Origin of the sequence: Pseudoalteromonas sp. NZS37 (assembly GCF_015864265.1) — a bacterium.
In the GTDB taxonomy this organism is placed as follows: Bacteria; Pseudomonadota; Gammaproteobacteria; order Enterobacterales; family Alteromonadaceae; genus Pseudoalteromonas; species Pseudoalteromonas arctica.
Genome location: NZ_JADYXL010000017.1, coordinates 1 through 26,153, shown reverse-complemented (window position 1 = coordinate 26,153; position 26,153 = coordinate 1). Strand labels below are relative to the sequence as shown.

27 protein-coding genes are annotated in these 26,153 nt (G+C 39.0%); 8 read left to right on the top strand and 19 right to left on the bottom strand.

The genetic code is table 11. The features are described from left to right. The first annotated feature begins 433 nt into the window (after positions 1-433). Positions 434-913 (top strand): RNA recognition motif domain-containing protein, encoded by a 480-nt coding sequence (locus I6F47_RS19665; protein ID WP_007582860.1) that lies wholly within the window; start codon positions 434-436, stop codon positions 911-913. Here the strand turns inward: I6F47_RS19665 and murI are convergent. Then, complete coding sequence (gene murI / locus I6F47_RS19660) at positions 876-1,676, bottom strand: glutamate racemase (protein WP_197184403.1); 801 nt, start codon at positions 1,674-1,676, stop codon at positions 876-878. The genes I6F47_RS19665 and murI overlap by 38 nt on opposite strands. A 65-nt stretch (positions 1,677-1,741) precedes the next feature. Then, positions 1,742-2,881 (bottom strand): DUF5610 domain-containing protein, encoded by a 1,140-nt coding sequence (locus I6F47_RS19655; protein ID WP_197184402.1) that lies wholly within the window; start codon positions 2,879-2,881, stop codon positions 1,742-1,744. Positions 2,882-3,043: 162 nt separating this feature from the next. Here I6F47_RS19655 and trmA point away from each other — a divergent pair, with 162 nt between their 5' ends. Further along, the gene (gene trmA / locus I6F47_RS19650) at positions 3,044-4,141 is read left to right on the top strand and encodes a tRNA (uridine(54)-C5)-methyltransferase TrmA (RefSeq protein ID WP_197184401.1); all 1,098 of its coding nucleotides are present in this window, start codon (positions 3,044-3,046) and stop codon (positions 4,139-4,141) included. Between the two features lie 65 nt (positions 4,142-4,206). On the opposite strand, the gene I6F47_RS19645 is transcribed toward trmA, so the two are convergent. The 4 genes from I6F47_RS19645 to ccoG form a co-directional block, all read right to left on the bottom strand. Next, on the bottom strand, positions 4,207-4,845 hold the full coding sequence (locus I6F47_RS19645) for a thiol:disulfide interchange protein DsbA/DsbL (protein ID WP_010555409.1): 639 nt from the start codon (positions 4,843-4,845) through the stop codon (positions 4,207-4,209). A 16-nt stretch (positions 4,846-4,861) separates the two neighbouring features. Further along, positions 4,862-5,485 (bottom strand): thiol:disulfide interchange protein DsbA/DsbL, encoded by a 624-nt coding sequence (locus I6F47_RS19640; protein ID WP_197184400.1) that lies wholly within the window; start codon positions 5,483-5,485, stop codon positions 4,862-4,864. Positions 5,486-5,519: 34 nt separating this feature from the next. Then, entirely contained in the window at positions 5,520-6,494 is a 975-nt protein-coding gene (locus tag I6F47_RS19635) for a serine/threonine protein kinase (protein WP_101217255.1), read from the bottom strand. A gap of 86 nt (positions 6,495-6,580) precedes the next feature. Beyond that, positions 6,581-8,011 carry a cytochrome c oxidase accessory protein CcoG gene (gene ccoG, locus I6F47_RS19630; RefSeq protein ID WP_007586568.1) on the bottom strand — a complete coding sequence of 477 codons (1,431 nt, stop codon included), beginning with the start codon at positions 8,009-8,011 and terminating at the stop codon, positions 6,581-6,583. Between the two features lie 288 nt (positions 8,012-8,299). On the opposite strand from ccoG, the gene I6F47_RS19625 reads away from it, so the two are divergent. Both I6F47_RS19625 and I6F47_RS19620 read left to right on the top strand, forming a co-directional pair. Then, positions 8,300-8,659, top strand: coding sequence for a hypothetical protein (locus I6F47_RS19625; protein ID WP_007586569.1), 360 nt, complete (start codon positions 8,300-8,302; stop codon positions 8,657-8,659). Next, positions 8,659-8,865 carry a hypothetical protein gene (locus tag I6F47_RS19620; protein ID WP_007586570.1) on the top strand — a complete coding sequence of 69 codons (207 nt, stop codon included), beginning with the start codon at positions 8,659-8,661 and terminating at the stop codon, positions 8,863-8,865. Before I6F47_RS19625 ends, I6F47_RS19620 begins: the two co-directional genes overlap by 1 nt. Before the next feature lie 27 nt (positions 8,866-8,892). Here the strand turns inward: I6F47_RS19620 and I6F47_RS19615 are convergent, their stop codons facing one another. The 13 genes from I6F47_RS19615 to gspC form a co-directional block, all read right to left on the bottom strand. Continuing rightward, positions 8,893-9,480 carry a UPF0149 family protein gene (locus I6F47_RS19615; RefSeq protein ID WP_007586574.1) on the bottom strand — a complete coding sequence of 196 codons (588 nt, stop codon included), beginning with the start codon at positions 9,478-9,480 and terminating at the stop codon, positions 8,893-8,895. 22 nt (positions 9,481-9,502) lie between these two features. Further along, the gene (locus I6F47_RS19610; RefSeq protein ID WP_007586576.1) at positions 9,503-10,261 is read right to left on the bottom strand and encodes a type II secretion system protein N; all 759 of its coding nucleotides are present in this window, start codon (positions 10,259-10,261) and stop codon (positions 9,503-9,505) included. A 3-nt stretch (positions 10,262-10,264) separates the two neighbouring features. Beyond that, positions 10,265-10,738, bottom strand: a complete 474-nt coding sequence (gene gspM / locus I6F47_RS19605) for a type II secretion system protein GspM (protein WP_197184399.1) — start codon at positions 10,736-10,738, stop codon at positions 10,265-10,267. Continuing rightward, complete coding sequence (gene gspL / locus I6F47_RS19600; protein ID WP_007586580.1) at positions 10,735-11,943, bottom strand: type II secretion system protein GspL; 1,209 nt, start codon at positions 11,941-11,943, stop codon at positions 10,735-10,737. The genes gspM and gspL overlap by 4 nt, the downstream gene beginning before the upstream one ends. Further along, positions 11,940-12,929, bottom strand: coding sequence for a type II secretion system minor pseudopilin GspK (gspK, locus tag I6F47_RS19595; RefSeq protein WP_007586581.1), 990 nt, complete (start codon positions 12,927-12,929; stop codon positions 11,940-11,942). Before gspK ends, gspL begins: the two co-directional genes overlap by 4 nt. Then, entirely contained in the window at positions 12,922-13,560 is a 639-nt protein-coding gene (gene gspJ / locus I6F47_RS19590) for a type II secretion system minor pseudopilin GspJ (RefSeq protein WP_010555413.1), read from the bottom strand. Before gspJ ends, gspK begins: the two co-directional genes overlap by 8 nt. Next, positions 13,561-13,935: a type II secretion system minor pseudopilin GspI gene (gene gspI, locus I6F47_RS19585; RefSeq protein WP_002962039.1), complete on the bottom strand. Its 375-nt coding sequence runs from the start codon at positions 13,933-13,935 to the stop codon at positions 13,561-13,563. It lies immediately after the preceding gene. Beyond that, positions 13,935-14,522, bottom strand: coding sequence for a pilus assembly FimT family protein (locus I6F47_RS19580; RefSeq protein WP_010555414.1), 588 nt, complete (start codon positions 14,520-14,522; stop codon positions 13,935-13,937). Before I6F47_RS19580 ends, gspI begins: the two co-directional genes overlap by 1 nt. A gap of 49 nt (positions 14,523-14,571) precedes the next feature. Then, positions 14,572-14,994, bottom strand: coding sequence for a type II secretion system major pseudopilin GspG (gene gspG / locus I6F47_RS19575; RefSeq protein WP_007586585.1), 423 nt, complete (start codon positions 14,992-14,994; stop codon positions 14,572-14,574). 81 nt (positions 14,995-15,075) lie between these two features. Further along, a complete protein-coding gene (gene gspF, locus I6F47_RS19570) occupies positions 15,076-16,311 on the bottom strand; it encodes a type II secretion system inner membrane protein GspF (RefSeq protein ID WP_002962033.1) in 1,236 nt (411 codons plus the stop codon). 2 nt (positions 16,312-16,313) lie between these two features. Continuing rightward, the gene (gspE, locus tag I6F47_RS19565; protein ID WP_231609262.1) at positions 16,314-17,879 is read right to left on the bottom strand and encodes a type II secretion system ATPase GspE; all 1,566 of its coding nucleotides are present in this window, start codon (positions 17,877-17,879) and stop codon (positions 16,314-16,316) included. Further along, positions 17,872-19,935: a type II secretion system secretin GspD gene (gene gspD / locus I6F47_RS19560; protein WP_197184398.1), complete on the bottom strand. Its 2,064-nt coding sequence runs from the start codon at positions 19,933-19,935 to the stop codon at positions 17,872-17,874. The genes gspE and gspD overlap by 8 nt, the downstream gene beginning before the upstream one ends. A 23-nt stretch (positions 19,936-19,958) precedes the next feature. Continuing rightward, complete coding sequence (gene gspC, locus I6F47_RS19555; protein WP_197118510.1) at positions 19,959-20,900, bottom strand: type II secretion system protein GspC; 942 nt, start codon at positions 20,898-20,900, stop codon at positions 19,959-19,961. Positions 20,901-21,110: 210 nt separating this feature from the next. Here gspC and hslR point away from each other — a divergent pair, with 210 nt between their 5' ends. The 4 genes from hslR (at position 21,111) to I6F47_RS19535 (ending at position 25,489) form a co-directional block, all read left to right on the top strand. Continuing rightward, a complete protein-coding gene (gene hslR / locus I6F47_RS19550; protein WP_007586590.1) occupies positions 21,111-21,533 on the top strand; it encodes a ribosome-associated heat shock protein Hsp15 in 423 nt (140 codons plus the stop codon). 12 nt (positions 21,534-21,545) lie between these two features. Next, positions 21,546-22,391, top strand: coding sequence for an Hsp33 family molecular chaperone HslO (gene hslO, locus I6F47_RS19545; protein ID WP_007586592.1), 846 nt, complete (start codon positions 21,546-21,548; stop codon positions 22,389-22,391). 267 nt (positions 22,392-22,658) lie between these two features. Then, positions 22,659-24,197: a phosphoenolpyruvate carboxykinase gene (locus tag I6F47_RS19540; RefSeq protein WP_010555418.1), complete on the top strand. Its 1,539-nt coding sequence runs from the start codon at positions 22,659-22,661 to the stop codon at positions 24,195-24,197. Positions 24,198-24,379: 182 nt separating this feature from the next. Then, positions 24,380-25,489 carry a PepSY-associated TM helix domain-containing protein gene (locus tag I6F47_RS19535; protein WP_197184397.1) on the top strand — a complete coding sequence of 370 codons (1,110 nt, stop codon included), beginning with the start codon at positions 24,380-24,382 and terminating at the stop codon, positions 25,487-25,489. The last annotated feature ends 664 nt before the right edge of the window (positions 25,490-26,153 follow it).

The window sequence follows — 26,153 nt, the reverse complement described above, 5'->3', positions numbered from 1 at the left end:
GATGATTGCTTTATATTGTTAAAGAACGTTTTGAGTCGCTTTAGCGTCTCAAGGGATGCGAATAATACACCCTTTATTTTTCGAGTCAACACTTAGTTTTAAACTTTCTTTTTAGAAGATTTAAAACCGAAGTTTTATTTAACTCTCTGATTTGTTCGTGCCTCGCTATGCGTTGGCGTTTCCCGTCTCAGTGGGGTCGCATTATAGGGAGATCCGAAAACAGATCAACCCTTTTTTTAGATCTTTTTACTGTTCGAACAAAAATAGAACAAAACCACGTAAAACCATATGAAAACCTTCCTAAGATGATGCTTTTTTGTGCTCTTATTTATTATTTAATACAAATATCATTGCTATGTTTGATTTAGACGTTAAGATAGCAAGTTCACAATGTTAAATTAATGTTTATTTCCTGTTTATTGGTAGATCTAAAATGAAATTACCCGATCAAAAATCTTTTATCTTCTCTGTTATTCTTGCTGTAGTTGGTTTTGTTGTTGTTGAGTTCGCTTTAGGCGGCTTAGCTTTAAACCCTGCATTACTATTTGGTGCTGGTTTATTAATAGGTGCGATTGCTATTGCTGCAATGTCATCTGATGTGACTGAAGAAGCTGAAGTTAAAACAAAAACGCTTTATGTTGGTAACCTTCCTTATCGTGCAAACGAAGGTGTGGTTCGTGCATTATTTGAAGAACAAGGCAAAGTATTCAATGTTCGTTTATTAAAGGATAAGAATACTGGCAAGCGTCGTGGCTTTGGTTTTGTTGAAATGGCGCAAGCTGATGCAGACAATGCAATTGCTAACTTGAACGATAGCGAGTTCCAACAACGTACTTTAAAGGTACGTGAAGCAAAACAAAAACAAGAAGATGATTCTAATGCTCTACGTACTGAGACGGATCAGTCAGTGTAACTAGCTTTACCGCTAGCTTATTGCTAAACACATCAGCCGTTGCATAATATTGCAGCGGCTTTTTTATGTCTGTTAGTTTATTTACACACAAGTTAAGTTGGTTAAGTAGGTAGTTGACTCTGTTTGCTATCGCTACACCTGAATCAAGTAATTTTACATTCCCTTCAAAATACTGACTAATAGGCTCTGCTAATATTGGAAAGTGCGTACATCCTAATACAAGTACATCTATAGTTTTATCTATATGTAGGTCATCAAGCACTTGATGCAACTTGTTTGTATCCAAAGACTCTGTAAAAAAGTATTGCTCAGCTAAAGTTACTAACTCCACACTGCTATATAGATTAACGGTTACATTACGTGCATGCTCAGTAATTAATGTTTTAGTGTATGAACTGGCGACCGTTGCCGGTGTGGCTAATAAGCCAATATGATTTGAACGTGTTAACTCTGCCGCAGGCTTTATTGCTGGCACAACACCTACTATAGGAATATCTGTCATTTGGCGAACAGCACTAAGTGCAGATGTAGAAGCGGTATTACACGCTATTACAATTAAATCAACATTAAGCGTATTAGCTTTGATGAAATGAATAAGTGAGCATAATCGGCTAATGATTGTTTGCTGGGATTGAGCACCATAAGGTAGTAATGCATTATCCATAAAATAACTGTACTGAGCATTGGGGATACTTTGCTTTATATGCTCAAGTACTGTAGTTCCACCAATACCTGAATCAAAGACCATTATATGCGCTGACAAACTACCGTTCCCACTTTACTTTAAGAACGGCAGTTTGCCATGAGGTATTTATAAAAGAAAGTAGTTTAACTTTGCGTGGTTTCTAAATCAGCAAGATCATCGGCCGCCGAATTTAACTGATTAAGGTTTTCAAACATAGACTTTGTGTAATCTACTAACTTATCTATTTGTTCCTGATCTTGATTTAGCCATTGTAGAATGCCAGCTAGTTGATTTTGTAATCCAAGCTCACCCGCTTTTTCAAAAGCATTTTTAAGGTCGTCATTAAAAGGGGCTAAACCCTCTGCTATTTGTTTTTCTGGTGCTGGTTTATATTCTTCATAGCTTTTAACTGATGCTATTGTTTTTGTTTGGCGTAAATCCATAGAAAAAGCCACCAGCTGATCGCTGTCTAAACTTAGCTCTTGCGCTTGTTCAAATGCTTCATCTAAATCACCACCAAAAAAGGTTTTACTTAAATCTTGTAAGTCTTCCATCATCGCATTAATAGCTTCTTGCTCTTGCTCATTTAAGTCACCATTAACCGACATCGAAAATGATACCTGTCGAGATTGCGATGATGAGCTTGCAAACGACTCGCTATTATTGTTTTGCTGATAGCCACTTGCCGACTGAGATTCAAATGCATCTGCAAAGCTAATACTTACCTCGTCGCCTTCTGCGGTGGTAAATTTATACTCTGCATTGCTCGTCATACTGACATATTGAGCCTGGCTTATATTTACGCTGGCAGGTTGTGGGTTAAATAACGACTCTTCAAACTTATCAAGTCCATTGTAGATTCCCTCTTTAGACTTATTAATACCCTCTTCCATGTCGTTATTAAATACGCCCGTACCTTTGAGTTCATCAACAGCGTCGTCAATCCCTATCTGGACGCCTTTGCGCGCGTCGCCTAACATATCTTTGAGTTTTTCGTCATCAGCGCCGTTAGCTTTTGCTTTATTAACAGCACTACTCACAAAATCGAGTACATTTTTTACTATTTCATTAAAATCAAATAGTGGTTTGTCTACTTTTTTTTCTGCGATAGGCAATCCAAGCTGCTCAGCCATTTTATCGCCAAGTACTTTTGCGGCAAGCTCTCGACCACGTTGCTGATAGGTATCTTGAGGAGACGTAATTGTAGGTTGCTGTATATCAGCTTTATTATTGAATTTATTAATGTTGTTGTTTGGCGTAAAGCCATAATTACCTATTTTCATGATTCGTCTCCTAAGCGTGCGTAATTTATTATCGGCTATAACAATAAAAACTAAAGTACAATGTGCAATAAAACAGCATAAATGCTAGCCAAAACTAGACAAATACGCAGCGCTCCCTACAATAGCGCCGATAAACAGATCTCAGATAAGGCAGTAGTGTTAATGGCAGTTATTAAAATAGATACCACACAGTACCAAGCGCAGTTAAGTGAAAAAGAGCAGCGTATTAGTGCGCAGTTTCAACGTTTTGGTGTGGAGCAATTAGAAGTATTTAGCTCAGAGCCAACTAACTACCGCCAACGTGCTGAATTTAGAGTATGGCACGACGGTGACGATCTGTTTCACATTATGTTTGATCAACAAACAAAAGAAAAAATCCGTGTTGATACATTTGACCCAGCAGCGCCTCTAGTTGGTGAAATAATGCAGGTGATGATTGAGCATCTTAAGCCTTGTGAAATATTACGTCGTAAGTTATTTCAAATCGATTACCTATCAACGCTAAGCGGTGAAATTTTAGTAAGCTTGCTTTATCACAAACCACTTGATGATGAATGGTTAAGTGAAATTAAAGCACTTAAAGAAAAGCTAAGCAGTAAATACAAAATTGACTTTATAGGCCGTGCTCGCAAACAAAAAGAAGTGCTGGGTGATGACTTTGTAACTGAACGTTTAACAGTTAATGGTCAAGAGCTTATTTATCAACAAGTAGAAAATAGCTTTACTCAGCCTAATGCAAAAGTAAATATTAATATGCTGGAGTGGGCGCAAGATTTATGTAAGCCACTTAAAAATGATTTATTAGAGCTGTATTGCGGTAACGGCAACTTTTCAATTGCGTTAGCAGGTTCTTTCAATAAAGTATTAGCAACAGAAATATCAAAATCATCTGTTCACTCTGCTCAATACAACATTGCTAAAAACAACGTAGAGAACTTAGATATTATTCGTATGTCTAGCGAAGAGTTTACTCAAGCAATGAATGGCGAGCGTACTTTCTCTCGTTTAGACGGTATTGATCTTACAAGCTATGACTGCCAAACCATATTAGTTGATCCACCGCGCGCGGGCATGGATGAATTAACGTGTGACTTAGTGGCTAACTACGAAAGCATAATTTATATATCGTGTAATCCTGAAACCCTTGAGCGTGACCTTGATCACCTAACACGTACGCACAACGTTAAGCGCTTTGCTATATTTGATCAGTTCCCATATACACATCACATTGAGTCGGGTGTTTTCTTGCAGCGCAAATAAATACGCTCAGTAAACGTTACCCATAAAAAAAGCTCCTTAAGGAGCTTTTTTAGTTTTAGCTAAACTTACTTGTTAGCTAAGTAATTAATCAGTTTGCTAATATCTTCTGGTTCAGTAATACCCGACTCACGACCTAGGTTTAATTTATACTTACCATTTACAATAAATGTAGGTACGCCACGTAGTGCGCCTTTTTCTTTAAAGTAGTCTTGATCACGTTTCATTTTAGAGCTCAGCGTACGTACCGAGAAGCTTTTAAACAGCTTATCAAACTTATCGCCATCAACGCCCTGCGCTACAAATATATCTTTTACATCTGCAAGCTCATTAAAACTAGCGCGCTTTGTATGAATATGATTAAAGATTGCAGAGACAATTTTATCTTTTTGCGGAAGCACTTCTGCAGTAGCGAGTGCTTGGCTCATCATCTGTTGGTTTTCTGGGTCGCGTACACCTACAAAATCAACATGGCTCTTTTTAAATTTAACGTTTTTATCAAGCTTAGGCTTAAACTCACCAATTAGTGCTTCCATGTTATTACATGCAGGGCAGTAAAATGAGAAAAACTCTTTAATTTCTGGCTTTTTAGTTGCGCGCTCAGAAACAACGTCGTAATGCACGCCTTCTTCATACGTTGCTGCAAAGCTTGTTGCCGCCATAGGAAGTAGTACTGCAAGCAAACCTGCTTTAACTAATTTAATCATTATTATGCTCCGAAATTTATAGTGCTAATAAAAACGCTACTAACTCATCAAGTTCTTTTTGATTTTTGATGGTGTTGAGGTTTATTTTATATTTATCGTTAACAATAAAAGTAGGTACACCTGTAAGTGCGCCTAATTTTGAATATTTATTTTGTTTGTTTTGCATTGCTTGCTCAGCCGAAATAACTGGCATGCTTGCAATTTCTTGATCAAACGTTGCGCTATCAATACCGTTTACTTCAAGTAATTTTTTAACGTCTTTCATTTCAGTTAAAGGAGCACGCTGAACATGAATACTTTTAAAAATTTGATCGCTAATACTCTGCGCCTGACCATGCTGCTTAGCAATTAAGTAGGCAAAGCTTAAATTACTTTGTGCTTGTGGCGACACGCCACCTAAAAAGTTCACGTGGTTTTTAATAAACTCAGCGCCTTCTGGCAGGCCTTGTTCAATTGCTTTTGCTACTGGTTCAAACTTAAAACAATGTGGACAGTAAAATGAGAAAAATTCGGTTACTTGTAGTGATGTACTTTTGTCTACATCAATAACAGTGTATTGATTATCAACTTCAAACTGTGCAGCAAGTGCTGCAAATGGTAAACATAAAAGTAATAAACTCAGTTTTAATTTTTTAAGCATTTGTATCTCGTTGTACTTGTCTTTAAATAAAATATTACGGCAATAACTTTAACGGTGCTTCTTGCAATGCTGCAAGTTGCTCTTTCAGTGCTAAAATTTGTTGCTCCCAGTATTTGTCATCAGCAAACCATGTAAAGTTCCGCACAAAAGCAGGATCACTCCATCGTTTAGCTACCCATCCCATATAATGAATAATACGCATCGCTCGCAGCGGTTCAATTAATTTGAGTTGAGAGTGATCAAAATCACAAAACTCTTCATACGCATTCACAAGGGTGTCTAACTGTAACAGTTGCGTCGCTCTATCGCCACTGAGCATCATCCATAAATCTTGGATTGCAGGACCTTGGCGGCTGTCATCTAAATCAACAAACATGAGCGCATCACCTGCCCACAAAATATTACCAACGTGGCAGTCACCATGTAAGCGAATACTTTGCACATCTTTATACTGTTTTTGCGCCTGCTCTATCACTAAATCTAAAATAGTATAAAAGGCAGTATTTATTCCCATAGGCACTAAGTTACTTTTTTGAAGATGAACTTTGGCTGTATGTAAATACTCCTCGCAGGTAACTGTTGGCCTATAAGTAAAAGGCTTTGTTTTAGCTACTTGGTGCATACGGCCAATTAAACGCCCCATTACATCAAGTTGATCTAAGTTATCAACCTCAAATAAACGCCCGCCGACACTTGGAAACAACACAAACAAATAACCTTCGTGTTCAAACAAGCTTTTCCCATTATATAAAATAGGGGCAACAACAGGCACTTCCGCTTCTGCCAGTTCAAATGCAAAGTCATGCTCTTCTTGAATTTGCTCTTTACTCCAGCGCTCTGGGCGATAAAACTTCACTACGTAACGCAGACCATCATCGGCTTTAAATTGGTACACTCTGTTTTCATAGCTATTGAGTGCCAACAAACCAGATTCGGCGTACACACCTACGCTTTCTATTGCATCGAGTATTAGGTCAGGTGTTAAGTCAATAAAACTAAATTTACTCATACTCTTCTTATATAAAATAAAAAGCGGGTTATATACCCGCTTTTGTTAATTGCTATATCAACTTACCTATTTAAGGTAGGTTGTGATTATCGCGCTTTAAAAAAGTTACTCGACTGCGATATTGTCTCATCCGGCTCATCTACCGGTGAAAGCACAAAGTTAAACTCTGTCATCGACACCTTCAAATCATAAGGGTCCATTACAAGCGACAATGGCACATTATGAGATTGCCCTGCCTGCACAGTAAATGACTGCTTACCAATATACTTAAAGTTATCTAACCCTTGCACTTTAATATTAAAGGTTTGCTCGTACTGCGCTTTATTAATTACCTTTAATGTATAGGTGTTCTCTACTAAACCATCAAAATCGACACGATATAATTGATTTCGATCACGAATGATATCAAAGTCCATTGTTTTACGCAGCGCTATATTAGCTACAAGTGCTCCCGTAAGCACAACAAGTATGACCGTGTAACCAATGATTTTAGCTCGTAGTGGATTCGTTTTATTTTCTGGGGTTTCGAGGTTTCGCTCTGTCGTATATGAAATAAGCCCACGCGGGTATTCCATTTTATCCATTACGCCATCACACGCATCAATACATGCACCACAGTTAATACACTCAGCTTGTAACCCATTTCTAATATCAATACCTGTTGGGCACACTTGAACACACAAGTTACAGTCTATACAGTCGCCTAGCTCTAAATCTTCATGATCTACTTTACGTGAACGAGGACCACGGCTTTCACCACGGCTTTCGTCGTACGTTACAGTGTATGTATCTTTATCAAACATAGCTGATTGAAAACGAGAGTAAGGGCAAATGTGTAAACACATAATTTCTCGCATCCAACCGGCATTACCATAGGTACACGCAGCAAAGAAAATAATACTGACTAGTGCATAACCACCCACGTTAAACGTTACAAAATCAGGAAGTAACTCTCTGATTGGCGTAAAGTAACCCACAAAAGAAATAGCGGTATATAACGAAAACAATACCCAACTAGTATGCTTTGCCGTTTTACGCCAAAACTTATCAAAATTCATGGGTCGTTGATCGAGTTTTTTACGCTGATTAGCTGTGCCTTCAAGCTTTTCTTCAAACCAAATAAAAATAAAGGTCCAAACAGTTTGCGGACATGTGTAGCCACACCACACCCGTCCATAGAAGGTGGTCACTAAAAACAGCGCAAATGCTGCCAGCATAAAAATAAACGCTAATATGGTAAAATCTTGAGGCCATAGCGTTAAACCAAAAATATTGTATTTTTGACCAATTAGATCAAACAGCACTGCTTGCTGGCCGTTAAAATTAATCCAAGGAAGTAACATAAACGCAAGTAGGCCTAAAAAGCCAATGCGCTGCCTAAGTAATTGATGTAGGCCTTTTACGGCACGCACATAAATACGATTTCGGGGATTGAACCTATCATCTTGACGGCTTAAATCCGGTTTTTGGATTTTCACCTCTACAGGGATATTCTTTACTTTAATTTGCTTGTCCATCGAAGTTCCTCAACGCCGCTTGGAAATAAAAATCCAGCAATACTCAAGTACTCTATACTTAAAGCTAGCAAGTTACTTGCTAGGCAGATTTACTTTAATAAATTGCCTTCTCGAATACTTTCAGATATTTCAGAAATATCTGACTGCTGTTAACCATTATAACAATGTTGGTTAAAATTACTGGCATAGATCGCTAATAATTTATTCATCCCAGTTACTTGCTTTTAAAATGCAGTTTATTACACTGCATGGTAATTCAACCCTACTTAGATCAAGGTTTACGTATCCATGAAAAAATTTATTATTTTGGTAGTTGTGATCCTTGCCTTTTTTACAATCGATCATCCGCTTATAAAAGAACCTCGCGAAAGGTTATTAGGTGAAGGCATTGGTTTTTTAAGTGATGCAAGTAAGGTTAACAGAAGCCCTGCTGCAAATATGGCTAAAAATAGAATCAGCACTCAACTTAAATTGTCTGAATCTGAGGGTGAGTACGTAGAAAAAACGTTTACAACAGATGACTCTGTTCAGTTATTTCACCTACGCTATTGTCGTGAACGTGACTTAAACCTTTATTTTTATGGCGATCGTTTAAATACAGTATGTAAAATAGTGACTGAAGCATTAGAGCAAAAGCGAGCAAAGTAGTGGATTTTTCAGGATTAAATAAAAAAGCAAGCGACTCATTTCATAAACAACGCAATATGCTCAAGCAATTAGCACAAGGCAAAACGTTAAAGTGTGAGAAGTGTAATGGGGTTTTAACACTTAATTTAGCCACCAGTGAACCTGGTAAAGGCGTAGTAAAGTGCAAACAAGGCTGTACGGATATTATATTAGAGCTAGGCACTTAGATTAAACTAAGCGCCTGGTATTAATAATTACTCTTCCCAACTCTCGTCGGTTATCAAACCGCTATTAATTGCGACCACTTCAATTAGTTCAGCAAACCCTAATGCAAAGTCACCCATTGATTCATATTGGTACTGACACAAGGCTTCTATAGTCATGTTATTTTGTTTGGCAATCTGAGCTATTGCTAGCTGGTCGAGTGCAAAAAAGCTTAATGTACTTAACGCACTTTCTAATGCTTGTTTAAAGTCAGTATCTAATTGCGGTGCATTTAATAAAGGCTCTGCGTAAGCTTTGGTTGCAACTAAGAAACCTTTACTCCATGACTTACAAAATTCAGCATCAAATGTGTTAGGCAATTTGTATCCTGTTTCAAATACTTGCTCACTAATTTTATGATATAGCGCCATAAACAAGAAAAGTACTTCTTCATCTAAATCATTAGCTGTATTTGGCAATATCTGCTCAAGCCACTCATGCACATCTAATGGATTGGGCGAACAAATAACGCCAAATAAATAGCCTTGGCTTTGTTGAAGGGTCATTGCTTGTGATTGGGTATTTAAAAATGTGCTGAGCTGCTTTGCGTGCAGCTCAGTAAATTGGGGTATTTGCATTAAAACTCTTTATATTCAAACATTAAAAGTTGAGCGGGTAACGACCTTGGCTATCTGGTCGGCCTAAAAATTTAACCGCATCATGTACATCTTTAGGTAAGCTAGCATCTGGTTTTACATAACCTGCCACACTAAAGTCGAAATTAGCTTTAAGTGTAGCATCTGCCTCAAGGCCAAGCGTATTATCTGGGTCAATTAATATAGCAATATCGCCCGACTTACAGCTTAACTTACCAGCCAGAGGGCCAATATTAAACCACCCATTTAAGCCTTGCACGTCAATATTAGGGCTCGCTATTTCACCTTTTAGTGAATCACAATAAGGTGCACCTGAGCTGTATTCATCAAGTTCTAAAATTACACGTCCTTTAGCGGTAACAGGTAGGGGAAGCTGCACGCGCTGCATTGCACGCTCTACTGTTGAGCGCACTAGGCCGTCAGTCACTTTAACTTCTTGATTAAAAAGCCCATAACTTACATCAGCATAACCCGAGATATCACTACGCTCTCGTGCATTACCAAACTTCACATTCGCATTTAGCTTGCCTGTAAATAACTTCCAGCCAGCAATGTCCCAGCGCACATTATTTAACTGTTCACCATCAAAACGAACTTGCATCATTTGACCTTGCCAAACAGTGCCTACAGTTTGCCCTACTTCTAATTGCTTTGGAAAGTACGGTTTTGCTATATCTAGTGCAATATGTGCTGGTAATTTAATAATACAAAACACAATAAAACTAATTAAAAAGACAGCCGATAACGTTATTATTTTTTTCATTAATTAATTCTCTAATACTAAACGGCTTACACGCACATAGCCTGATTTATCATCGCGGCTCAAATCTAAGTTTTCAATTTTTAAACCATGCTGATTTACTAGCTCATCTAGCCATTCTATTAACTGATTAAATTCTACAGAGTCGAGCGTCAAACGTAGCGAATCACTACTTGGCTGCATTTTACTAATACTTATTTGATGGCGCCCACGTGTAGAATTAACAATTTGGCTTAAGTTTGAATTGCTAGCAACACTGGTGTTACCCGCAGCCTTTAGCTTAACAATACTGTCATCAACCCAAGCTAATAGCTCTTGTTGTTTAATTTGAGATTGCTGTGCCTTTTCTATCGCATTATTTAATGGTCTAAATATTCCCATTACTAAAACAAAAATAATAAACACGCCACCAGCGACCATTACCAATTGTTGTTCTTGCTCTTTAAGCGAGCGCCATTGTTGCATTAACTGCTTTTTCATACTGCACCTCGCAGTTTAATTTCACCAACGACATAATCACCGTCATTATTTAAAGACCCTTGCTCAACAGTTAAACCTTGTTTTTCAAGTATGATTTTTACTTTGCCAAAAGTTTGGAAGTCTTTAGCGCGTGCACGAATGCGCAGCTCATTGCGACGTTTGTCATAACGAAGTGTTTCAGGTGTAAATTCGCTGACTTGCGAAAATACATCAACCAAATTAGTCGTTAAGTCTAAAAAGCCCGACTCACTTGAGCCTTGAACTTTATCTAACGCGCCTTTAATTTGGCTTTTAATTAGATTGGGGCGAACTTTAGTTCCTGGAAATGCTTTTTGGTATCTGTCGACTACTTGAGCTTTAGCTAACTCTACTTGTGTATTAAGTTGGTGTAACTCAATAGCTTTTATTGTAATGGTAGAAACCAATGCAACACTTGCTATAATTGCGGCGCCTTTCCAGTAACCCCACCATAAAGCGCTTTGTTTTTTAAGCTGATACATACCTTGGCGTAAGTTAAAATTAACGCTATCTAACTGCTTTGCAAATAATGCTAGAGGTAAGTCGTACTCACTTGTTTGCGCTTGTAAGTTAACGCTTTCTGGAAACTGACTAGCTGGGCTAAAATGCTTAATATCAGGATTACCCATGGCTGTTAAGTAGCCATTTAACCAACTAGATTCAACCGCACCTATATGCCATTGCCCCTGCTTAAATAACCATTGGTTATTGAGCTCGATAGCGGTAACTGCGCCATCATCTGCAAGCGGTAACAACAAAGCATCGGGTAATATTCTGTATACTGATAGATTATGCTCTACAAATAATGCGAGCCATTGTTCAAACCATTCACGGTCTGTCATTGCTACACGAATTGCATGTTGCTCACCAAGCATTGTCGGCTGCGCTACTGCTATAAACAGTTCATCTACGTCACATGCTATATCTTCCTCCAGCATGTATGGCAATGCTTGCTCAAGCTTGCGATTCCATTTTGTTGGCAAAGCGACCGTTTTTAATTGCACTTGATCACTTGGTAACAACACAACAACTTCTCGGGTAAGTGCTTTTTCGCTTAGCTCACTTAAATGCTCTGCATTTGGTAACTCGCCACTGGCTATTATTTCTTGTTCTTGTGGTGAGTAAATTAACCAATTAAGCAATTCTTGCTCGGTTTGACCCGTGCGGATCAACAGTATTTCTGTCACTGTACGCCTCCAAATTTTCGCGCCAGTATCGTTACGTCACCGTCTTTAGCGTGCAGTAATGTGGTCATCGAAAAACGCAGGTCGACAAAATTTGCCTGCGTTTGTAATTTAAAATATTCGCTTTTAATACTAAATAAACTTTTGACTGAGTCGGTATTAGTACCGCCTTGTTGCTTCACCTGTTCAAAAAATTCATCAATGGTGTCAAAGCCAGTTTGCGGTCTTGCACCTATCACAGCCTCTGCACCAGATAAGCTCAAGCTTTCTATTAAGGCACTGAGTATAAGTGCTTGCTCTGGGATTAATGTATTTACGTTAATAGATAAAAGCGTACTGCCTGGTATTACACATACATATGGCAGTACTTTTTCCATCACTAATGGGTTGAAGCCCTTAACCAAGCGTAATTCCGATGTTGATGCAAATAAACTATTGGCTGTCATATACGGAAAATCTCGTGATAAATACTCGTCTTCTTCTGCGCCTGAGCGATATGTAATACTGTCCTCGTCAAGCCAATCAAATACGCTATCTGCCATTGTCTCTTCTGATTCATCAGCAGGTAAATCTTCAATGTTTTCAAGTAATGCAAATAGTGCTTTATGTGCAGGGTTTGTTTTACTTGCGCTATTTTCTTCTGGCGCTATGGCTAAAGCATTTAAATTTAGACATGCTTGTAAATCAGTAATTTTGCCACTTAACGTGCCGTTATCAACAGGGTATGAAGCATCCCCTTGAGTTGCCCAAACTTGATCAAGTGTTGTTTTATCAGCATCATCTTTTTTACTTTGTATTAGCCCTTTAATAGCAAGCTCTTCTGCACCGTAGGCATACCATTTAGCTTGCTGGTGACCTTGCAAATTAGTGCTTTTTTGCACTTGAACCATTAAATTAGCACTCATTTCTACTGCTAAAATAGCCGCTAATGCCACAATAAACAAAACAATAACAAGTGCTGCGCCGCGCGATGATTGCTGCTTAACCATTATTCACATCCGTACTTTGTGTAGCAACAACTTTGCCTTGCCCAGGAACTAAAAATACACGACGAATTGGCTCTGCTTCTATTTGTTGCAAAGTAACAGCAACCGCTTTAGGGAGAGCTTTAATTTCCCACTGTTCCTGCCATTCGTTTTTATCATCCAAAAACTCAAACTTAAGCTCTTCAACATTTTCTAGTACACGTTGAACTCGCGGCTCCATATTATCAAGCTGATCAACATAAACCCGATAAACACGCTCAAGGTTATCGTCTATCACTCTATAACCAACGGCTTGTAGTTCTGAACGTGGCAATAAATTAATTGGATTTATCCAGCCATCTCGTACAAACGCGATACCATCGTATTGGCTTTCTAAAACGTAACGACCAGCAAGTAAGTATTGTTCTTGAACATCACCAGATTCGTTTCGTACTGCACGTTTAGTCATTTGGCTAAAATCTTGATCCATTAACCTAAATGTTGTTTGCAACCCATTTAACTCAGCAATTTTTTCATCGGAGGCATCTTTTGCTCTTGTTGTCGTCTCGAGTATTTGATGAGTAGCAATAATAACAAAAGCTAAAATACCCAGTGCTACCATAACTTCAAGTAATGTAAACCCACGCTGCTTCACTTACTTTTTGCCTTTATTGAGATACGTTGATAACTCATATGCCGAATGCTCATATTTTTCATCCGTAAAAACATTTATGGTTAACTTAACAAAGCTTTTGTCAGCAGTGGCTGTTACTTCTTGCTGCCAAAACCATTCAACACCGCCCATTACTTCGCTGCCTTTAAGGTTATTTTTACCTTGCCATTGTTCGCCTTTAGTACGCTGTTCAATAATAACGTTTTCGGCGACCCAAGATGCATAGGTTTGCTCTTCAATAGTCGTTAAGTGGTGTATGTGCTCGCTTGTTGCTTGCATTGCAGCTATACCCGCCATGGCACAAATACTTAATGCCACTAATACCTCTAATAAGGTAAACCCTTTAGTGCGCTTCATTATTCTGGCTCTCGGCGAAAGTTTACTGGTGCAGCAAATTCACCTTCAATGTAATACACAGGTTCGCTTTGCTCTTTTAACTCTAATATAAGTTGAAACGCGCTTACCTCACCTGATGACAAAATAAGTACTTGTGGGATTTTCAACTTTTTAAGCTCAAGTAAGCTGTCTTCATCGCCGCCACTCATAAGTTCGCGCCAGTTAGATTGCTCTAAGAGGTTATCTTGCGCCCACGCTAAATCTTCTAAGTTAAGCGTGAGCTTTAATCTTTCATCTAACTCTATTGGTTTAAAAAGATCTTCACGGTCAAAGGTAATCCACTTTTCACCATCGAAAACTAAATACTCTAACGTATTTTCTTCTACTAATAAGCCCAATTCAACTTGGTTTAAAATGGCAAATTCCGATGCCATGTTAATGGTGGTATGCAGCCTTAATGCTTGAGTATCTAACTCTTCCTCAGCACCGCCTTCTAAGCTATATACCACCATTTTTGTAGCAAAAGCGATGATCACTAATACCACTAAAATCTCTATTAAACTAAAGCCTCTGCTTTTTGCATGGCGCTGCTTAAGGCTTGCTTTCATAGCAAGCCTCTAGCATTAACATGTTCATACAAAGCAGTGTACTTAAGCATTATTGTTTTTCTTCGTCCCAGTTACCGATATCATCATCAGTACCTACTTCACCATCTGGGCCCATAGAAAAAATATCAAACTTGCCAATTTCACCTGGGCTAATTAGCTGATATAGATTACCCCATGGATCTTCTGGTAATTCATTAATAAAACCACCGTCAGGGAAACGTTTTGGAACCGGTTCAATGCTTGTTTGAGTAACTAGCGCTTCAAGACCTTGCTCTGTGCTTGGGTAGCTCTTATTTTTAAGCTTGTATAAGCTCATTGCATCTTCTAATTGTTGAATATCTAGATGCGCTTTATCGATAGCAGCCTCTTCTTGCTGACCCATAATGTTAGGTGCAACAATTGACATAATCATCCCGATGATAACCAGTACCACCATCACTTCTAGTAAAGAAAAACCTGATTGTTTATTCACGTAATTACCTCATTATTCTAAAAACATTAAGTAAAAATGGTTTAGGTAAAACCATTAATATATTTAAAAATTTATTCTAACTTAAAGTCCAACAGCTTTATTCATCGCCATTATTGGCTGCAATATTGCCATTACTATAAATAATACAATAACCGCCATTGAGGCGATCATCGCAGGCTCTAGTAGTTTAAGCGATACATTAACCATGCTCTCAAATTCGCGATCTTGGTTATTTGCAGCACGCTCTAACATTTGCTCTAGTTCACCTGATTTTTCACCACTTGCTATCATATGCAGCATCATTGGTGGAAACAACTTAGTTTGCTGAAGTGCAGCTCTTAAGCTTGCACCCTCACTCACTCTATCGGATGCATCTGCAACCGCTTTTTTAATTTTTTCGTTAATTAATACACCGCCCGAGATACGCATCCCCTCGAGTAATGGTACCGAGCTTGACGATAAAATACTTAAAGTACGTGCAAAACGTGCGGTGTTAATACCACGAGCCACTTTACCTATACCTGGCATATGTAGCACTCGGTCATCCCACCAAAAACGTATTTTAGGCTGCTTAAGTGCATGCTTAATACCAATGGCTATAGCTGTAATCGCTATTAAACTAATAAACCAATAATTTTGCACAAAATGGCTGCCTGCCATAACCCATTCGGTTGTCCAAGGAAGTACTTGTTTCGTTTTTTCAAACGTTTTTAATATTTTTGGTACTACGGTGCCCAGTAATACCGACACAATACCAATTGCAAATACCACTAATATAATGGGGTAAACCATAGCCTGAGTTATTTGGCTACGCATATGTTGGCGCTGCTCGGTATAGTCGGCTAAACGATTAAGTACTTGGTCAAGGTGACCCGACTTTTCGCCTGCGGCTACCATTGCACGATATAAGTCGTCAAAAACATGAGGAAACTCACTAAGACCATCGGCAAGGGTGTAACCTTCAACCACTTTTGAGCGTACCGACATAAGCATACGCTTTAAACGCGGCTTTTCGCATTGCTCAGCAACCGCCATAACAGCGCCTTCAACAGGAAGTGCCGATTGAATAAGTGTTGCTAATTGCCTTGTAATTAGTGCTAAGTCTGAGGTTGAAATTGTCGGTTTAAAAAAGCCACCGAGTAAAGGGGCTTTTTCACCTTTGACTTGTTTATCACTTTGCGCCGCAGGGACAACTTCAAGCGGAGTAAGTTTTTGATCACGTAAAGTTTGGCGAATTTGTTTAGCTGTATCAGCTTCTAAAATGCCTTTTTTTTCTTTACCTCGGCCATCTAAGGCACGGTATTCAAACGCTGCCATAGTTAACCTTCCTCACGGGTAACACGCAATACTTCTTCAAGTGTTGTTTTACCTACAAGTACACGACTACATCCATCTTGACGAATACTTGGGCTGCGCTTACGAATGTATTTCTCTACGCTTTGCTCACCTTTACCGTTGTGAATCATTTCGCGTATTGTTTCATCGACTACAAGTAACTCGTGAATACCCGTACGACCACGATAGCCATTAAAGTTACACTCTTCACACCCTACTGCTCGATAGATTGTCGGTTGGCTTTCAAAAGAAACCCCTAACAGCTGGCATTCATGCTCATCAGCCGTGTGACCTTCTTTGCAGGTATTACACAATGTACGTACTAGCCGTTGCGATAACACACCGAGTAACGACGATGAAAGTAAGAATGGTTCAACACCCATATCTTCCATACGTGTAATTGCACCCGATGCGGTATTAGTATGCAGAGTAGACATAACAAGGTGACCGGTAAGTGACGCTTGGACACCAATTTGCGCAGTTTCAAGGTCGCGTATTTCACCCACCATGACTACATCAGGATCTTGACGTAATATTGCACGTAAACCACGTGCAAATGTCATATCAACTTTTGCATTAACTTGTGTTTGCCCAATACCTGGAATTTCGTACTCTATCGGATCTTCAACGGTAAGAATATTGCGGTCGCGTGAGTTAATTTGGCTCATACCAGCGTATAGGGTGGTACTTTTACCAGAGCCCGTTGGCCCTGTTACTAAAATAATGCCGTGGGGTTTACTAATTAAATCTGAAAACAATGCACGGTTATCTGCGGTCATACCTAAATCTTCAAGGTTTAAGCGCGCGTTGTTTTTGTCAAGTAAACGTAGTACTACGCGCTCACCAAAGCTCGATGGCATTGTAGATACACGCACGTCAACTGCACGCCCGGCAATACGTAAGCTAATACGGCCATCTTGTGGAATACGTTTTTCGGCTATATCAAGCTTAGCCATTACTTTAATACGAGACACAAGTAACGATGCAAGTTTACGATTAGGTTTAAGTACTTCTTTAAGCACGCCATCAACCCTAAAGCGAATAACAAGCTCTTGCTCGAAGGTTTCGATATGAATATCAGAAGCCCCTTCTTTAATCGCTTCACTTAGCATAGCGTTAATAAGCTTGATTATTGGCGCATCATCGTCACCAGCGAGTAAATCTTCAGTTTGCGGAAGCTCATCAGCAAGTGAGAATAAATCAACCTCGTTACCAATATCTTCCATCATTTGTTGTGTTTCAGAGCTATCACGTTGGTATGACGCTTCAAGCAATAGCTCAAATTTATCATCAGCCAATTGCTCAAGTGTAAAACCATGGCCTGCGATACGGCGCACTTCTAATAGTACTTCCACGTCTAGCTCACCACGGTAGTAAACTATACGGTGATCTTTGTTTTTACCAAGCAACACACCTGCACGTCTCGCATAGGAAAACGGCAAACGCTTTGCTGGTAACTCAACTAACACATCACTCGTTAATAGCTCATCCTGATTATGCGTTTTAGGATGAACCACATCTTGGTTTATCTCTTGAATCGCATTAGTCATCTTTACGCTCTTGTGCATTTTGTTTACGCAGAGACTCTTCATACGTAGGGGGTAGTACTAATTCGTCATTCCACTCAGGTAAAATAGGCGTATCAGTCATTGGCATTAACTCAATACCGTCTTCTTTTTGTTTAAACTGCTCACCACGAATAAAGTTATATTTATTAAAGCTTAACTTATTCATGCTTACACCATCACGAATAATGGTTGGGCGAATAAACACAATAAGATTACGCTTACGACGCGTTGTATTCGTTGATCTAAACAAGTGGCCTAAAATAGGAATGTCGCCTAATAAGGGCACTTTAGAAACACTTTCTTGTACGTCTTCGTCAATTAAGCCGCCAAGTACAACCATACCGCCATCATCGGCCATAACTGTTGTTTTAATTGAACGCTTATTTACTGAAATATCAACCGCAGTTGCACCACTTACACTCGATACTTCTTGCTCAATAGTAAGCTGTACTGCAGAGCCATCGTTAATCTGTGGCGTAACTACCAGCTTAATACCTACTTCTTGACGCTCAACTGTTTGAAATGGGTTAGCATTATTACTGCCTGTTTGTGAGCCTGTAATAATAGGCACTTCTTGACCGACTAAAATAGAGGCTTCTTCGTTATCCATTGTAGTAATAGAAGGGGTAGCCAAAATATTTGAATTTGTATCAGTGGCAACAGCCTGAATAATTGCGCCCCAATCATTTTTAACAACGCCCAGCGCTAAACCATTAATGCCACTTAGCAATGAAGCAAGCGCATCATAGTCACCCTCAGTCGTTTCGTCATAACTAGTAACGGTTCCAGTTTCTGTACCAATGATAGTTTTAGTTACGGTTGTATCTTGTGCTTGCTCTGCAGCAACAGCTAGTGAACCCACGGGAACCGTAGTGCCGTTGTTAAACTGCAGCATACCGCCCTGCTCAGAAATCCACTGCAGGCCTAAGTTAACCCCGTCGCCTTCCATTACTTCAATAATAATGGCTTCAACTAGCACTTGGGCACGGCGGATATCAAGACGTTCAATTACAGATTCTAATGATCGCATTGTGTCTGGCTGTGCGGTGATAATTAGTGAGTTTGAGTCTGGGTGAGACTCTATACTGCTTTCATTATTGTTTCTGCTACGAGTTTTAGTAGTACCGCCTTGCGCATCATCAACAAGTGACTTACTAACACCTTGCAATACTTTTACTAAATCTTCAGCTTTAGCATAATTTAGGTAAAACACCTTAGTATTACCTTGGCTTTCTAGCTCACCATCTAAGCGCTTAATTAGTTCAATAGCACGTGTACGTGCTTGGCCTTCACCACTTACAATAACGCTATTAGTTCGGCCATCAGCCACAACTTTTGGAATTAAAAACTCAGGTACACTGCCTTTACCGCTGTCTTTATAAATATTGTCTACTACAGAGACAACATCATCAGCAGTCGCATATTTAAGCTTAACAATGTCTACACGCTTGTCACCCGCTTGATCAACAGAGCGAATAATCTCAACTAAGCGATTAACCGATGCAGCATGACCTGTTAGCATCATTACGTTAGCCGCATTAAAGTTAGCAACGTGGCCACCATCTTTTTGATCGCTAAATTGACGAACTAGAGGACCAAGCTCCTGCACACTTACATTTTTAACACGTACAACACGCGTAATCATCATGTCGCCGCTAGCTTCACTACCTTCGTCAATAAGTGGCACATTTGATTTTTTAGCGTCTGAACTTTTTTCTACCTTAATTATGCCATTGTCCATTTCAACAGCTGAGTAGCCATAAACTTCCAATACATTTAAGAAGAACTGATAATAAAGTGCTTCGTCCATTAACTCATAACTGCGAACATTTACCTTTCCGCGCACGTTAGGGTCAATAATGACTGTTTTATTAAGGTTTTTACCAACAATATTAATGAACTCGTTGATATCAGTTCCTTTAAAGTTAGCAGCATATTCAACAGCAGAAACAGACAAAGAAATACTTGCCGCCAAAAAAAGTGCTGCGTACTTAGCTAACCCTTTTTTAATTTTTTTGAGGTGTAGCACCTGAACCATCGTATTAAAACTCCAAAGCTAAATTATTGCAGACTAAATTGCACATCAATTTGTTCACCATCACGTTCTATAGTGATATTGGCATCTGTACTATTACGCAGCTCATTAATAGCTGACATAGCCTGTTTTAAATCTGTTAATTGATAGCCATTTATAGAAATGGCTAAATCGTTATTTTTTAAACCCATTTGCTTAAACAGCTCAGGCTCTTTACCTGGACTTAAGCGATATCCAATTAGCTCACCATCATTCATGGCTTGTGAAACACGTATATAGTCAAATAGCTTGCCCGGCTCTTCGAGTAACTCTTCACGTGTTTCTATAATTGCTTCTTTAACGTCCGGATCTGCAGTGGCATCTATTTGTAGATCACTTGGTTCTAATTTTTGCGGACCCATCTCAGCATCATCACGCGCAGCGAGTACTGGCATAGACACCGTTTTATTAAAATCGAGTCCATCAAGCATTAATGTTTCAAAGCGTCCATTAACACTCAAAATAATACGATCCGGCAATATTTGTGCAACTTCAGCACGCGTACCCGATACTACTTCATCAACAAGATAGCTTACTTGCTTACCTTGTGATTCAATAATTGCGATACCTGCTTTGTCATCGTTATTAACCGCTACAATACCGGTTAAATTGATACTTAAGCGCGTTTCTGGCGCATTATTTATTACCTGCGATTGCTTTGCAGTATTATTGTTGTTTGTTACAGTTTTTTTACCAAATAAAAATTGCTCAATAATATGCTGCGCTGAGTTGTTACTCGCACCAGATGACTGGTTAGCATAATGAGTAGGGGTAAGTAGAGTTACTGGTGGTTTTGGCCACAAAAGCCAAACAAGTTTTGATAATAAAAATGCAAGATAAACAACAACTAACAGTGTCACTAATGCACTTAACTTAGCATGCGGTAAACGAGTTAAAAATTGTTTTAGTTGTTGGATTTGCTGTTCCATAAATAGTGTTCTTATTTTAATTTACTGCGTTAGCGCGTACCCATAGTACCCTTTCATTTTTCTTTCAACAAGCACACTAATATTAAACTTTGTAAACAGATTAAATTAACTTTACATAACAGTACAAAAAGTAAACTGCCGTTGTAATACCTTCATCCTACGATGATTTCATGATAAATTTTAAGCTATAAAAACGTGGGGAAATACCTTATGAGTAAAAAAAGTAATGCTAATACCAGCTCAGACCCTGTAGATGGGTTAAAAGTTCGATTAGATAAATGGTTATGGGCTGCGCGATTTTATAAAACTCGCGCAGTTGCACGCGAAATGGTGCAAGGCGGCAAAGTACATTATAATGGCCAACGTACAAAAGCGAGTAAAATAGTAGACGTTGGCGCAAAAGTAAAACTGGCTCAGGGCGTAGATGAAAAGCTGATAACTATACTCTCAGTGCTTGAAAAACGTCAAAGCGCCCCCATTGCACAGACCATGTATCAAGAATCTGATGCAAGTATTGCTAAACGCGAAGAAAACAGCATCGCACGCAAAAATAACAGCTTTTTTGCTCCTCATCCGGATAAAAAACCGGATAAAAAGCAAAGACGCGAACTTTTAAAAATGAAATCAAGTTAGGTATAGCCGCTCATGCAACAAGATTTACTTCACCGTTATTTATTCAACGAACTAGATGTTCGTGGCGAACTCGTACAAATCGAGAATGCTTATAATGAAATGATTGCCGACCATAATTACCCAGACCCTGTTAAAGCATTACTAGGTGAGTTACTTGTTGCAACCTGTTTATTAACCGCCACTTTAAAGTTTGAAGGTGAAATTGCAGTACAGCTTCAAGGTGATGGCCCAGTTAAATATGCAGTTATAAATGGTGATGATAAACAAAACATGCGTGGTATTGCACGCCTGCAAAGCGAAATTACGGGCACAACTGTAAAAGAGCTTATTGGCCAAGGCTATATGGTGATCACTATTACACCAAGTAAGGGCGAACGTTACCAAGGTATAGTTCCGCTAGAGCATGATACTCTGAGTGAATGTATCGAAAGTTACTTTGAACAGTCAGAGCAATTAAAAACACGCCTTTGGTTTGCAACCGACACAACAGAAGGTAGCGCAAAAGCATGTGGTCTATTTTTACAAGTACTCCCAGTTGATAAACAAAAATCAATTGAAGACTTTGCACACCTAGAAGCATTAAGTAACACCATTAAAGATGAAGAACTATTACACCTTGATGCTAATACTGTCCTTACACGCCTTTATCACGAAGATAATCCTCGCGTATTTGAACCTCAAGCGATTAAATTCAAATGTGGTTGTAGTCGTGATAAAACAATTACTGCACTTGTTAATATTGGACAAGAAGAACTACTCAAAGACGTAGCTGAAAAAGGGTCTGTTAATATTAACTGTCATTACTGTTTAAAAGAGTATGTTTTTAACGAACAAGATATAAAAAGCATTTTCAACTAAATGTTCAGCTTCATCTATATATAGTAATTAAAGCCGCAAAATATGCGGTTTTATATTATAAAAAGATGATACCGGTGTCATCTTTTCTGCTAATTTCATGACACCGGTATCATTGAAATTATTCATGTTTTTTCTTAAATATATGTGTTTTTAGAGGCTTTACGGGCTCGAATATCTTAAAACCTTCTGTTACTATAATTTCAGTTTAAGGGCACTGATAACCCCATAGCTATCCGTTCAAACTCTCACACATAGTTAGGTATAAACATGACTACAGGCGCTACACGTTTTGTCGATTTAACCGCAGCTGAACTTGTCGAGCATGCGATCCGCCGTGGCGAAGGTACTTTAGCCGCAAATGGTGCTTTTGTTGCAATTACAGGAAAACGAACTGGTCGTTCACCAAAAGATCGTTTTATTGTACAAGAAACAACAACTCAAGATGATATTCAATGGGGCAACGTTAATCGTCCATTTGATGCAGACAAATTTGACGCATTATGGGCTCGCGTAGAATCACATGTTCAAAGTAATGACCACTTCACCTCTCACCTAGAAGTTGGCGCAGACCCTGAGCATTATCTACCTGTAGTTGTAACTACAGAAACAGCGTGGCACCATATTTTTGCCAAAAACATGTTTATCGAACCGCAGAACTATAACGCTTCAAACTTACCACAATGGCAAGTAATGAACGTTCCTTCGTTTGTATGTGAGCCAGAACGTGATGGCACAAATAGCGATGGCACCGTCATTATTAACTTTGCACAGCGTAAAGTATTACTAGCAGGTATGCGTTACGCCGGTGAAATGAAAAAATCGATGTTTTCTGTACAAAACTTCCTACTACCAGCAAAAGGTGTATTACCAATGCACTGTTCTGCTAATGTTGGTGAAGCAGGCGATACAGCATTATTCTTCGGTTTATCTGGTACGGGTAAAACAACACTTTCAGCAGACCCTACTCGCTTTCTAATTGGTGATGACGAGCACGGCTGGGCACCTGGAAGCGTGTTTAATATTGAAGGCGGTTGTTATGCTAAATGTATCGACCTGTCACAAAAGAATGAACCTGTAATTTGGAATGCTATTCGCTTTGGCACTATTTTAGAAAATGTAGTGTTAGATGAAAAAGGCGTTCCAGATTTTAACGATACTAGCCTTACTCAAAATAGCCGAGCAGCATATCCACTTGAACACGTTGAAAAACGTAAAGTAGAAAACCGCGCAGGCGAACCTAAGGCTGTTGTATTTTTAACTTGTGATGTAAGCGGTGTATTACCACCCGTCTCTATACTTAGCGAAGAAGCTGCTGCTTTTCACTTTTTAAGTGGATACACAGCAAAAGTTGGATCTACTGAGATTGGCTCTACTAGCGATATTGAATCAACATTTTCGACATGTTTTGGCGCACCATTCTTCCCACGCCCTGCTGGTGTTTACGCTGAGCTTCTTATGAAGCGTGTACGCGAGTTTGGCGCTAAAGTGTACCTTGTGAATACAGGTTGGACTGGCGGCCCTTACGGCACAGGTAAACGTTTTGATATCCCAACTACTCGTGCAGTAATTGATGCAATCGTATCTGGTAAATTAGCGGGTGTTGAAACTCAGCACATTGATGTTTTAAACCTAGATGTACCGGTAGCAGTTCCAGGTGTAGATACTAACTTACTTAATCCTATTAATACGTGGGAAGATAAAGCTAAGTACAATGAATATGCAGCAAAACTTGCCGCAGACTTCACTGAAAACTTTGCTAAGTATGACGTATCAGACGATATAAAAAATGCAGGACCTAAAGCTTAAATAAGCTTCAAGCTTGTATTTTAACGCCAGCCAAAGGCTGGCGTTTTACTTTCTAAATACCTAATTTAATAAGTGCGACAAAATGCCGCACAACTCATATCAAAAACCATATAATATACCGCGTAATTAATCATTCCTTAATGCCCAATAAACCTGCATTACTCATTACGGCTATTTAATTAATGACACTAAAGCTTTCATGGCGAAAAACATTCAGGCGGTTACATTTATACTTAGGCCTATCAGTAGGTGTTTTACTTACTATTATCACTCTTTCTGGCTCTATATTAGTTTACTATCCGCAAATAGACTTACTGCTAAATCCAGCAAATGACGCTACTACAAACATAAAAACGCCTAATTGGGAGCAAGCATATAATACGCTAAGAGCCAATTTTCCTTCAAAGCAAGGGCCATGGCGATTAGAAAACACAGGTATAAACTCAGTAATTCCGGCGCGATACTACAATCCAATAGAAACAAAAGAGCAAGGCTTTGCTCCCTTAATGGTATGGCTATCTAGCAGTAGTGATAAAGTAATACGTAAAAACTATTGGGGAAAATACTTAGTAACTTGGATGTACAACTTACATTTTTCATTACTAACAGGAGCAACGGGCACTCTCGTTATTGGCTATATAGGCATAGCCTCAATAGTTCTTCTTATTTCTGGATTCTTTGCTTGGCTTCCGAAGTATGGCCAGTGGGTAAAGTCACTAAAATTTAAATCTCGTAGCACTAAAATAGGTTTGCTATACGACTGGCATAAACTAATTGGTTTAACCTTCTGCATACCGTTACTAGCTTTAACTGTTACAGGTGTTATGCTCGCTATTCCAAAACAAACAGATCCTATATTAACCGCTCTAGTTAGCAATATAAACTCCCCACCAAAAACACAAATACAGCCTTGTAAACAATTCAATATTCCTTTATCGCAAGCAATACTAATAGCACAAAAAGCATTACCGAGTGCGCGTTTAGCTTGGATTGAAACACCCTCAAACTTAAATGCTATTTACAGATTTAGATTTCAAACTGTAGACGATCCTTCGTATCGCTTTCCACATAGCTATATAGAGGTTAATGCACTTACAGGAAAGTTAGAGAGCGTGTTTAATATAGATAAGCAAAGTACGGCTAGTAAAATAAAAAACTGGATACACCCTCTACATGACGGCAGCATTGGCGGTAACATTTTAAAAGTCATTTGGGTGCTGAGTGGCTTTGGATCTGCTGCATTGTTCTTTATTGGCGTATATAGGTGGTTAGTTAGAACCAAGAGAATATAAAAATAAAATAAACTTTACGCCAATCTCCCTAGTTAAATGATCTATTTGAGGACAAAGATTTCTTTATTTCGTTGTTCTCGCCAATTACTCCTAAGTTGCTCAACCTTCTGTATCCATGCAATCGTATATCAGAAATTTCTAACGCAATTAACGTCAAGTTCAATCCACCAAATTGATTAGGTATTATTGCCGATTAGTATAATTATCAGGTATGTGTATTTATTCTGCACGCGCTAAAACTACAGTTAGTTACAGATGTAATGCGGTAAATCACTTAGGTAAACTTAGCGCACAATAGTGCCACCCAATTAATTGCTTACTAGTGTCTGTAAATAAGGCTATATACCTAATGGGAATGTCTAATAGGCTACTGAATAGTTAAAGCAAGGCTCTTTATAATGTGAAGCCTGCGTAATGTCACGATACCCACAGCGGTGGAGAGTCACGTAGTAAATGCTACTTTATTGGCCGAATGGGGTATTGAGGGCTTTTGTTGTGATTCTAACGTCGGGAGTCGCTGCGCTCGCCCGCCCTACGTGATAGGTGTTGATGTGAGTGTGTGTTAATTGCGCGCATTTCACTTTTCTGCAGACGTAAAAAAGCCCGAATCGTTAGATTCGGGCTTTCTACAATTTGAAGCCTGGTAATGTCCTACTTTCACATA